Origin of the sequence: Anaerovibrio sp., from assembly GCF_051866355.1 — a bacterium.
In the GTDB taxonomy this organism is placed as follows: Bacteria; Bacillota; Negativicutes; order Selenomonadales; family Selenomonadaceae; genus Anaerovibrio.
Window position 1 is genome coordinate 1 of the sequence record NZ_JBJDWZ010000129.1, and the last position, 10,973, is coordinate 10,973.

At 53.3% G+C, this 10,973-nt stretch carries 12 protein-coding genes; all 12 read left to right on the plus strand.

Annotated elements, in window-relative coordinates:
* Positions 1–201, plus strand: a 201-nt coding sequence (locus ACI3UA_RS06925) for a 5-formyltetrahydrofolate cyclo-ligase (RefSeq protein ID WP_439724086.1), incomplete at its 5' end; no start/stop codon positions are given.
* 31 nt (positions 202–232) lie between these two features.
* On the plus strand, positions 233–1,480 hold the full coding sequence (gene secD, locus ACI3UA_RS06930; protein WP_439724087.1) for a protein translocase subunit SecD: 1,248 nt from the start codon (positions 233–235) through the stop codon (positions 1,478–1,480).
* Between the two features lie 19 nt (positions 1,481–1,499).
* Positions 1,500–2,399 (plus strand): protein translocase subunit SecF, encoded by a 900-nt coding sequence (gene secF / locus ACI3UA_RS06935; protein ID WP_439724097.1) that lies wholly within the window; start codon positions 1,500–1,502, stop codon positions 2,397–2,399.
* 225 nt (positions 2,400–2,624) lie between these two features.
* Positions 2,625–3,365, plus strand: a complete 741-nt coding sequence (locus ACI3UA_RS06940; protein ID WP_439724088.1) for a SagB/ThcOx family dehydrogenase — start codon at positions 2,625–2,627, stop codon at positions 3,363–3,365.
* 15 nt (positions 3,366–3,380) lie between these two features.
* Positions 3,381–4,079 (plus strand): PTS sugar transporter subunit IIA, encoded by a 699-nt coding sequence (locus ACI3UA_RS06945; protein ID WP_439724089.1) that lies wholly within the window; start codon positions 3,381–3,383, stop codon positions 4,077–4,079.
* Positions 4,080–4,095: 16 nt separating this feature from the next.
* Positions 4,096–6,177, plus strand: coding sequence for an ATP-dependent DNA helicase RecG (gene recG / locus ACI3UA_RS06950; protein ID WP_439724090.1), 2,082 nt, complete (start codon positions 4,096–4,098; stop codon positions 6,175–6,177).
* Positions 6,178–6,275: 98 nt separating this feature from the next.
* Positions 6,276–6,407 carry a hypothetical protein gene (locus tag ACI3UA_RS06955; protein ID WP_439724091.1) on the plus strand — a complete coding sequence of 44 codons (132 nt, stop codon included), beginning with the start codon at positions 6,276–6,278 and terminating at the stop codon, positions 6,405–6,407.
* Positions 6,382–6,696 (plus strand): YerC/YecD family TrpR-related protein, encoded by a 315-nt coding sequence (locus tag ACI3UA_RS06960; RefSeq protein ID WP_439724092.1) that lies wholly within the window; start codon positions 6,382–6,384, stop codon positions 6,694–6,696. Before ACI3UA_RS06955 ends, ACI3UA_RS06960 begins: the two co-directional genes overlap by 26 nt.
* Before the next feature lie 22 nt (positions 6,697–6,718).
* A complete protein-coding gene (gene hisZ / locus ACI3UA_RS06965; protein WP_439724093.1) occupies positions 6,719–7,909 on the plus strand; it encodes an ATP phosphoribosyltransferase regulatory subunit in 1,191 nt (396 codons plus the stop codon).
* A gap of 116 nt (positions 7,910–8,025) precedes the next feature.
* Positions 8,026–8,607 carry a hypothetical protein gene (locus tag ACI3UA_RS06970; RefSeq protein ID WP_439724094.1) on the plus strand — a complete coding sequence of 194 codons (582 nt, stop codon included), beginning with the start codon at positions 8,026–8,028 and terminating at the stop codon, positions 8,605–8,607.
* Positions 8,608–8,745: 138 nt separating this feature from the next.
* Positions 8,746–9,411, plus strand: a complete 666-nt coding sequence (locus ACI3UA_RS06975; protein ID WP_439724095.1) for an HAD family hydrolase — start codon at positions 8,746–8,748, stop codon at positions 9,409–9,411.
* 291 nt (positions 9,412–9,702) lie between these two features.
* A partial coding sequence (rlmD, locus tag ACI3UA_RS06980) for a 23S rRNA (uracil(1939)-C(5))-methyltransferase RlmD (protein WP_439724096.1) occupies positions 9,703–10,973 on the plus strand: 1,271 nt, incomplete at its 3' end.

The window sequence follows — 10,973 nt, forward strand, 5'->3', positions numbered from 1 at the left end:
GTGCCGGGCAGTGCCTTTGACCGTGCCGGGCACCGCATCGGCATGGGGGGCGGCTATTATGACCGCTTTCTGGGGCAGGCGGCTGGCGCCATAAAGGTGGCAGTGGCCTATGAGTGTCAGGTTTTTGATGCTTTTGCCGTGGATGTGTATGACCAGTCTATGGATTATATTTTTACGGAAAATACCGTATATGAGATATAATTTTATTTTATGATGAGAGGATTTGAAGTAGTTGAGGAAAGACAGTTTACTGAAACTTCTGGCGGCAGTGGTGGTTATCATTGCCGTGTTCTTCACCTTTGTGGAGCCTCTGGCCACCTCCATCCGTCAGGGTCTTGACCTGCAGGGTGGTACTCATGTGGTCCTTGAGGCGGAGGATACTCCGGAGGCCAAGGTGAATGAGGATGCCATGGAGCGCGTGGTGCGCATCATGGAGAAGCGTGTGAATGAGCTGGGACTGGCAGAGCCGATTGTCCAGCGTCAGGGTGACCGCCGCATTATCGTGGAGCTGCCGGGCATCAAGGATCCGGACAAGGCTATACAGGTAATTGGCAAGACGGCCATGCTGGAATTCAAGAATGAGGAGGGGGAAACCGTCCTCAATGGTACTGACCTGAAGGATGCCCGCGAGCAGACTGACCAGCAGGGCCAGAATGTGGTAGCACTGGAATTCAGCCCGGAGGGGGCGGAGAAATTTGCCGTGCTGACCAGCATGAACGTGGGCAGGACTATCGCCATCCTTCTGGACGGCGAGGTGCTGACTGCACCAAGGGTAAATGAGGCCATCACCGGCGGCAAGGCGGTAATCACCGGCAACAAGACGCTGGAGGAAGCCCACAATCTGGCTATTCTGCTCCGAAGCGGTTCCCTGCCGGTAAAGGTCAACATCATTGAAACCCGCACGGTGGGTCCTTCCTTGGGTCAGGATTCCAAGGACAAGTCCGTGTTTGCCTTTACTATCGGACTGGGAGCGGTGGTGCTGTTCATGGCACTCTTCTATCGTGTGTCCGGCATTGTGGCTGACATCAGCCTGATGGCCTATGTTATTATCCTGCTGTTTGCCCTGAAGCTCCTGGATGCTACGCTGACATTGCCGGGTGTGGCCGGTATTATCCTGTCCATCGGTATGGCGGTGGATGCCAACGTGCTGATTTTTGAGCATTTCAAGGAGGAATTCCTCAGCGGCAAGACCCTGCGGCTGTCCATGGATGCAGGTTTTTCCCGCGCCTTTACCACTATTTTTGACTCAAATATTACGACCATTATTGCTTCAGCCGTGCTGTTCTGCTTCGGTACAGGCAGTATCAGGGGCTTTGCCATTACCCTGGGCCTGGGTGTTGTTATCTCCATGTTTACGGCGATTACCCTGACGCAGTTCATGACGAAGAACCTGATCGCGGCCAATATTTTCAAGAATCCTTGGATTTATGGCATCAACAAGAAGCCTAAGACAGAGGGAGAGGTGAAGCAGTTTGGCTAAGATGAAGGTGCAGCAAAATCTGCCAAAAATTCGTTTTGATATAATGAAGTATTCCAAGCTCTGGTTTGCTATCTCCATCACGATTACTGTTTTGGGGCTGTTCTGCATGTTTACCAAGGGATTTAACTTTGGTATTGATTTTACCGGCGGTACTATCATAGACATGCGCTTTGAGCGTCAGGTTACGCTGACGGAAATCCGTGATGTGCTGAAGGAATACAATCTGGATAATGCTACCATCCAGCTTTCCGGTGAGGCCAGCAATGTGGAGGCATCCGAGGATGTCATGATTCGTACTGTTGACCTGGAGGAGAGCCAGCGCAAGGAGATTATGTCCAGCCTGAATGAAGAGGTGGGGCCGTATACCGTGCTGCGTGAGGAAAAGGTGGGCGCCACCATCGGCGGCGAGCTGATTACTGATGCGGTCATGGCTACGGTGATTTCATGGATTTTGATTATCCTGTATGTGTCCTACCGCTTTGAGTGGAGGTTTGGCGTTTCTGCCATTCTGGCCCTGATTCACGACATACTGATTGTGCTGACGATTTTCTCCTTTACCCAGAAGCAGGTTGACTCCAGCTTTGTGGCGGCCATCCTGACCATTGTGGGTTATTCCATCAACGACACCATCGTTATTTTTGACAGGATTCGCGAGAACCAGCGCCTGCATTTCAGGAAGGGCGGCGATTTGAACGAGCTGGCCAACCGCAGTATTTACCAGACCCTGACCCGTTCCCTGTACACCGTGTTCACGGTGCTGTTTACCACCTTTGCTCTGTATTTCTTTGGCGGCGATACCACCAAGGATTTCTCCTTTGCATTGCTGGTGGGCTTTTCCTGCGGCTCTTATTCTTCCATCTTTATTGCCAGCCCGCTGTGGGTGCTGATGCGGAAGAAGTTCCCGGTAAAGCATGTGTAAAAATGTGTCGGGATATATGTTGAGAGATTGATGTTTTTTATGCTCCGTGCGTGGGATTTTTCTCCTGCATGGAGCATATTTGTTTGTAAAATTTTATATATTTTGCTATAATGGTAAACAGGAATTTTTTCGATAGTTTAAGTAAGCTAATGCGTGATTTACCGGACAATTTTCGGATGTTTTGTTTTGTGTGTTGTATGATGTGTAAAGGCAGGCGGAGATTTCATGGATAAGGATTTGTTGCATAGGTTGCAGGAGGCCGCTCTGGTGAAGAACAATCAGCATACGGCGAAGATACAGCATCTGACGCCGCCGCCGATTCAGAAGCCATATCCTGACGGGGCACAGCTGCTGCCGCTGCCGGAGCCGGATTTTCTGGAGGATCATCAGGTGAGTTTTTTGGAGCTGATGGAGCTTCGTTCTACGGTGCGTGAGTACAGCGCGGCGTCACTGACCTTGAAGGAGCTCAGCTACCTTTTGTGGTGCACCCAGGGCATCAAAATGGTACTGCCGGCCGGTGCCACTAAGAGAACCGTGCCGTCGGCAGGAGCAAGGAATGCCTTTGAAACCTACCTGTACATTGATAAGGTGGAGGGCGTGGCGCCGGGACTGTACCGTTTTCTGGCTGTGGAGCATGCCCTTTTGCCTGTGAAGCTGGGTGAGGATGTAAAGGAATGGCTGGCACCCGGCTTTAATAAGCTCAATATGTACCGTGACAGCGCAGTTACCTTTATCTGGGCGGCGGTTCTTGAAAGGATGGAGTATTATTTCGGAGGACGGGCCTTGCAGTATCTGTATCTGGATGCAGGGCATGTGTGCCAGAATCTTTATCTGGCGGCGTATACCATTGATACCGGTGTGTGTGCTATAGGGCATTTTAACGATAACGAGCTGAATCAGCTGCTGGGCCTGGATGGTGAGTCCGAGTTTGCGGTGTATGCGGCTCATGCCGGCAAGGTAAGATAGAAAAGGGGAATTGCTATGGGGGAAGAATACAAGGTATCCATATTTGCGCCAATGACGGGGCAGGTGGTGGATCTGGGCAAGGTGCCTGACCCGATTTATGCCGACCGCATGCTGGGGGACGGGGTAGCCATAGTGCCCGAGGATGGGACTATGTTCAGTCCTATATCCGGGTACATCAATGTGATTGCAGAGGACAAGCATGCCTTCGGGTTTACCTCGGACGAGGGGCTGGAAGTGCTGGTGCATTTTGGCGTCAACAGCAAGCTGATGCCTGACTGCTGTGCGGTGCACACGACCGTTAACAGCAGGGTTCAGGCCGGAGATATGATTGCTGAGTTTGACCTGGAAAAGATAAAGGCTATGGGCGTGGATACCATTACGCCTGTTATTATTTGCGGCGGCCTTGAGGGGAAGGTCATCAGGCCGGCTACGGGGCATGCCCAGGCCGGTTCCGGGGCGGTTATTACCGTGGTGGACGCGGAACAGGCGTCACAGCAGGCACCGGAGGCGAAGGACGCGGCAAGTGCTGCCGGGGCGAAACAGAGTGCATGGCAGGAGAAGGCGGAGAAGCGTCCGGCCGGGCGTCAGGAATCGGAGGCGTTGGAGTTCCTGCGCGACAGGAAAAACTGGCCTGCACTCATCGGCGGCTTTGTGGGGCTGACCGTGGCGCTGGTCATAGTCTTTGTGGGAGTTGCCATGCTTATCGGACATTGAGGTGTGTAATCTATAAATGGAACTGGCAGATGATATAGAGAGCTTGAAGGGCGTGGGGCCAAAGAAGGCTCAGCAGCTGCACGGGCTGGGGATTTTCCGCCTGTTTGACCTGCTGACGCATTTTCCGAGAGCCTATGAGGATCAGAGCAGGATTACGCCCATAGGACAGCTGCAGGCCGGCGAGGATGCGGTTGTGACGGGAGTGATTGCCGGCGTGCAGGAGAAGCGTGCCGGACGCCGCGGCATGCTGATTTTGACAGCGCTGGTATCCGATGGGACAGGCTTTCTGCAGCTTACGTGGTTCAACCAGAAATTTTTAAAGCAGAAATTAAAGACCGGCAGACGTGTTTTTGCTGCTGGCAGGACGGCCTATGCCTACGGCGGGCAGGGGCAGCTTGCCATGAACCGGATAACCTCCTTTGAAATCATTGATGATGATGAGGCGGCTCCGGAGGCAAAATGCGGGATTCTGCCGGTTTATTCTGCTGCGGAAAATATCAGGCAGGGATTTTTGCGCTCCCTGACGGAACAGCTGCTCAGGCTGGCTGATGAGGGCAGGCTGGAAGTGCCGGAGGTCATGCCGGAGAGCCTGCGGAGGCAGTACGGGCTCCTGCCGCGGCTGCAGGCCCTTCGGAGCATCCATTATCCCGAAAGCCTGCAGCTGGCCGATGAGGCGCGGTACAGCCTTGCCTTTGAGGAGCTGTACCTGATTCAGTACGGCCTGCTGCTGCTGAAAAAAAGGACGCAGGAGCAGCGGCAGGGCATAGGCTTTGGCGTTAATGGCAGGCTGACGGAGCAGGCATTGTCCGGCCTGCCCTTCCGGCTTACCGGGGATCAGCAGAAGGTGTGGCGGGATATCTGCCGGGATATGGAGCGCGCCGTGCCTATGCGGCGGCTGGTGCAGGGTGATGTGGGCTCCGGCAAGACCGTAATAGCTATGCTGGCACTGGTCAAGGCGGTGGAAAGCGGTTTTCAGGGGGCGCTGATGGCTCCTACGGAGATTTTGGCACGGCAGCATTTTGAGAGCTTCTGTGGTTTTCTGGCGCCTCTGGGGATACGGGTTGACCTGCTGTCCGGACGGCTGACAAAAAAGCAGAAGCAGGAGCTGTATGACAGGCTGGCCGCTCACGAGGTAGATATTGTCATCGGTACTCATGCCCTGATTCAGCAGGAGGTGGCCTTTGCCAACCTGGGGCTGGTGGTGACGGATGAGCAGCATCGCTTCGGCATCAGCCAGCGGGCGGTGCTGGAGAGGAAGGGCAGGCTGGTGCCGGATGTGCTGGTCATGACGGCGACGCCTATTCCCCGCACCCTTACCCTGACCGTGTACGGTGATCTGGAAGTGTCTACGATACGCCAGCTGCCGCCGGGCAGGAGGCCTGTCAGGACGTTTGTCAGGGGCAGGGAGCGTCGGGAGCTGATTTATAAATTCGTGCTGGAGGAAATCAAAAAGGGCAGGCAGGCCTATGTAGTGTGCCCGTTGATTGAAATGAATGGCGATTCGGGGCTGACCTCGGCACAGGAGGTTTATGATGAGCTGACCGGCGGCATTTTTTACGGCATTCACTGCGGCCTTGTTCATGGCAGGCTGAAGCAGAAGGAAAAGGAAGAGCTGATGCAGCGGTTCTATGAGGGGGAAGTCAGGCTGCTGGTGGCAACTACCGTCATTGAGGTAGGCGTCAACGTGCCCAATGCCAGTATTATGGTGGTGGAAAATGCCCAGCGGTTCGGGCTGGCCCAGCTGCATCAGCTCAGGGGGCGCGTCGGGCGCGGCGAATATGCTTCGTACTGCATTTTTGTGGCAGAGGAAAGCACGGAGACAGCACGCAAGCGGATGGCGGTACTGGAAAGCACTGCGGATGGCTTTGTCCTGGCCGAGGAAGATTTGAAGCTGAGAGGGCCGGGGCAGTTTTTTGGCTCCATGCAGCACGGCCTGCCTGATTTGAAGATTGCCGATGTGGGGCAGGACATCGATATCCTGCTCAAAGCCCGCCGGGCCGCAATGGAGGCCGTGGAAAGCGGGGAAGGCATGGCGGAGGTGCTGGCCGCCCTGCAGCTGCAGTACCGGGAGCAGTTTTTCAACATCACGGAAAATTAAGCGGGTTTGCTACTTCACTTTGCCAAAGCAGTGTGCTATAATAGGCGAGGGACATTTTCGTATTGTAAAGCATGAAAGTAATTTTAGGAGCTGTTGCTTTGGGAAAGGGCAGCTTTGGAGCTTCGCGCTTTCAGGAGCCGGTATTTTTGGAAAGCCGGTATGTTCAGGAACTTGCAGGGACTTTATTTTTAGGTGGTGTTGAGAGTGGTAAACCCAAAGCTGAAGGATGAGCTGAATGATCAGCTGTGCAGTGCTGTTTTGAAGCTGCAGACCGTAGAGGAATGTTATCAGTTTTTTGAGGATATATGTACAATCAGTGAGCTGAAGGCCATGTCGCAGCGGCTGGAGGTGGCCAAGATGCTGCAGAAGCGGCATACCTATGACGAGATTGTGAGCCGCACCGGAGCCAGCACGGCTACGATCAGCCGCGTCAAGCGCTGTCTGAACTATGGGGCGGATGGCTACAATCTTGTTTTTGAGCGTTTGAAGCAGGATGAGGAACAGAACCAGGTAGAGTGATTTTAGGGGAGATTTTTCGATAATGAGCAACAAGGATTTAGTTTTGGAGATTCCGTATGGTACCCGTGATTTTCTGCCGCAGGAGGCGGCCGAGAAGAGGGCGATAGAGGCGCGGATTGCCAGACAGTTCAAGCTGTGGGGATATGACGAGGTGGTTACGCCGACGATTGAGTTTTTGGATACGCTGACCATGGGAAATGGCAGCAATCTGGAACCGCAGATGTTCAAGCTGTTTGATAAGCAGAACCGCACCATGGCCCTGCGGCATGAGATGACTACGCCGATTGCCAGGGTGGTGGCAAGCCGTCTGGGTGAGGAATGGCTGCCGCACAAGCTGTCCTATATCAGCAGTGTCTTCCGCTATGAAAAGACCCAGACCGGCCGCCAGTGCGAGTTTCATCAGGCCGGTGTGGAGCTGATTGGCAGCTCCAAGGCTACCGCGGATGCAGAGATGATTGCTCTGGCCGTGTCCATTATGAAGGAAGCCGGGCTGAAGGATTTTCAGATTTGCCTGGGACAGGTTGAGTTTATCAATGGACTTATGCAGCAGTGCTGTATTTTCCCGAAGCAGCAGCAGGAGATAAAGGATGCCATCGAGCGGCGTGATCTGGTGGCGCTGGGGGAGATTGTGGATGCTACGGAGCTGCCTGAAGCGGCCAAGGATATGGTGAAGCAGCTGCCGCTTTTGCACGGGGGACGCCAGGTGCTGAAAAAGGCCTACAACATGGCGATGAATGAGCAGTCCCGCCGGGCGCTGGATAATCTCACCGAGATTTATGAGCTGCTGGATGCCTATGGCGTGGCGGAATATGTGACCTTTGATCTGGGCGTTATCCGTGATTTCAGCTATTATACCGGCATGGTGTTTGAGGCTTATACGCCGGGGCTGGGATTCCCGCTGTGCGGCGGCGGCCGTTATGACCACATGCTGACGGATTTTGGCAGGGCACTGCCTGCTACCGGCTTTGCCGTGGGCATTGAGCGCATCCTGCTGGCACTGGAGCGCGAAGGACTGGCCAAGCCGGAGACCGAAAAGGACGTCTATGTGGCTTATGCGCCAGGACTGCAGTGCGAGGCCATCCGTCAGGTTCAGGCATTCAGGGCGGAAGGCAGGACCTGCGAGCTGGCTATGGCGGCCTGTCTTGAGCAGGAGGCGGAGGCCTACAGAAAGGAAAAAGGCTACAAGGAGCTGGTATTTATCAAGCAGGCCTGATTTGTAACGGGGCTTGTCGTATGATACGGCCGCAGTGACAGAGGGTGGCTGTGTCATTTGCAGGTGAGGCCTGTGCCTGTAGCGGCAGACGGTTATGTTCTTTGCAGGGGTCGAGTTTGGAAGTGATGGCTGTGCTTTACCGTGTAAAACAATTTTTCCGGGGCATTTTTGCCAGCGATCTCAGCGACGATGAAGTTGATTTTGTTAAAACAAATCTGACAGAGGCGGCGCAGGAGCTTTTTTTCCAGATGAACAGGGCGGATATGCGCCATACGATGAATGTGCTGAAAACGGCGCTGGAGATTTTTGACGGCAGCTTTCGGGAGCAGGATTTTCCCTATCTGTACAAGCAGGATGCGGGAGAATTGCGACAGCTTCTGGTGCGGTGCTGTCTTCTGCATGATGTGGGCAGGGGCAGATGCATGGGGCCGGTCAGAAAGGCGCTGGCAGTGCTTCTTGACAAGGTTTTTCCCATCTGGTCAAGGCGTTATGGCAGGTGCGATTCCAGGAGCCTTGTGCGCGGAACGCTGTACCGGTATTATCATCATGGTGAGCTGGGCGGCGAGCTGCTGCGGGGAATCGGCATGAATACGGAGGCCGCTATTGTATCCCTGCACCACAAGAAAGGGCTGGGTAGTATGCTGCCGGAGAACAGGCGGATTCTGGCTATTTTGAAAAAAGCTGACAGCTTAAATTGAAGTTAAATTTTAATTTTGAGAAGGTTAAATTAAATTTTAAATGGCATTTAGCAGGATTTTTCAAATTGATATCGAATTAGAAAAGAGGGAGATGGCTCGGAGGAGATATGGAAATTGACAGGAAAGAGGCAGATATGAATGCGGTATGAGGCAGTAATATTTGATTTAGATGGGACCCTTATTAATTCGATTGATGATTTGGCAGACAGCTGTAATGAAATGCTGGTGGCATACGATTTTCCTACGCATGATGTGGAAGCATACAAGTATTTTGTGGGCAACGGCGTAGGCAAGCTGGTGGAGCGGGCTTTGCCGGAAGATAAAGCGGCAGACAAGGCCTTTTATGAGAAAGCACTGGCCAAGTTTCGTGAGATTTACAATGGCAAGGTTTTAAACAAGACCCGTGCCTACAGCGGTATTCGCGATACACTGGCGAAGCTCATGGAGAAGGAGATTCCCATGGCTGTGTGCACCAATAAGCCAATGGAGGCGGCCAAGACCATTATCAATATCCTGTTTGAGCCGGGAACCTTCAAGATGGTAATCGGCGACAGGCCCGGCTACCCTAGAAAGCCTGATCCGACCACTGTGCTGGAGATTACGAAAAAGCTGGGGGTAACGCCGGACAGGGTTGCTTATCTGGGCGATAGCGGCGTGGATATGCAGACTGCGGTCAATGCCGGTTTCCTGCCTGTGGGAGTGCTGTGGGGCTTCCGCAAGAAGGAAGAGCTGCTGGAAAACGGGGCGAAGCTGCTGCTGGAAAAACCGACGGATTTGCTCTTTAATGTACAGTTCAAAAAATAATATGTGACTGTCGTATACGATGTTGTTGCGTGCGTTGGGCGTATTGCATGTATTATGCGTGCTGAGTGTATCGTGCATCATGTTGTGTGTATTGCGTGCGTTATGTGTATCTTGCGCATTATATGTATGATGCACGTTGTACATATTGCGTTTGCTATGCGACGGTGTGTTTATGGGCGGTGTCATTGCAGGACTTTGGCTGTTGCGGTTTCTTGCGGTGATGCTGCTTTTTGTTTATACTAATGGTGTGTTTATGTGCGTATTGCATTTGTTATATATGGAGGAGAGAAAATGGCGAAGGTCCCTGTGGAGATAAGCAAGGAGTACGATATAAGGATAAGCAGCCTGGGCAGCAGTGGCGAGGGCGTAGGGCGCATGGAAGGCTTCACGGTGTTTGTGCAGGGGGCATTGCCGGGAGAGCTGGTAAAGGTGCGGATTGACGAGGTGAAAAAGAGCTATGCTTCGGGCAGGCTTTTGAAGGTGCTGGAGGCCAGTCCTGACCGGGTGGAACCGAAGTGCCCTATTTACAGGGAATGCGGCGGCTGTCAGCTGCAGCATCTCAGCTATGAGGGGCAGCTGAAGGTAAAGCGACAGCAGGTAAAGGATGCCATGGAGCGCATCGGGCATCAGAAGGATTTGCCGGTACTGCCTGTGCTGGGAGCGGAAAATCCGTGGAATTACCGCAACAAGGTGGCATTCCCTGTAGGCAGGGAAAAGGGGCGGACGATTATTGGCTGTTTTGCCCAGGGAACCCATAAAATTATTGATGCTTCCAACTGTCTTATTCAGGATGAGCTGAACAATGAGGCGATTAATGCTGTCCGGGAAGTGGTGGAAAAGCTGGGCATACCTGTCTATGATGAGGACAGGCATACAGGCGTCATGCGCCATGTGGTGGCAAGGACGGGCATCAATGGACAGCTGATGGTGGTGCTGGTGACAGCAGTCAAGGAGCTGCGCCGGGAAAAGGAAATCGTGAAAATGCTCCGTAGCCGCCTGCCGAAAATGGTGAGCCTGCAGCAGAATATCCAGACATATAGAAATAATGTCATTCTGGGCAGGGAAACAAGGCTGTTGTGGGGTAAGCCTACCATCAAGGCAAGGCTGGGCAAATTCGTGTTCAACGTGTCTGCCCGTTCCTTCTTTCAGGTTAATACGAAGCAGGCAGAGGTGCTGTATGATAAGGCATTGGAGTTCGCTCAGCTGACCGGTAAGGAGACTGTCATTGATGCTTACTGCGGTACGGGAACCATCAGCCTGTATTTGGCGCAGAAGGCGAGGAAGGTCTATGGCGTGGAGATTGTCAGCCCGGCGATAAAGGATGCAGAAAAGAATGCGCGGGAAAACAATGTCCGCAATGCGGAGTTTATTGTGGGTGACTGCACTAAGGTAATGCCGCGGCTATACAAGCAGGGCGTGCGCCCTGATGTGGTGGTGGTGGACCCGCCAAGGGCCGGCTGTACCGAGCAGGTGCTGGAAACCTTTGCCAACATGCAGCCACAGAGGATTGTCTATGTGTCCTGCAACCCTGCCACTTTGGCACGGGATATTGAGATTTTGGA

Excerpts from the sequence above, each read along its gene's own strand:
- ACI3UA_RS06940 (WP_439724088.1), top strand. The coding sequence starts at position 2,625 with ATGGATAAGGATTTGTTGCATAGGTTGCAGGAGGCCGCTCTGGTGAAG.
- ACI3UA_RS06945 (WP_439724089.1), top strand. The coding sequence starts at position 3,381 with ATGGGGGAAGAATACAAGGTATCCATATTTGCGCCAATGACGGGGCAG.
- recG (WP_439724090.1), top strand. The coding sequence starts at position 4,096 with ATGGAACTGGCAGATGATATAGAGAGCTTGAAGGGCGTGGGGCCAAAG.
- hisZ (WP_439724093.1), top strand. The coding sequence starts at position 6,719 with ATGAGCAACAAGGATTTAGTTTTGGAGATTCCGTATGGTACCCGTGAT.
- ACI3UA_RS06975 (WP_439724095.1), top strand. The coding sequence starts at position 8,746 with ATGCGGTATGAGGCAGTAATATTTGATTTAGATGGGACCCTTATTAAT.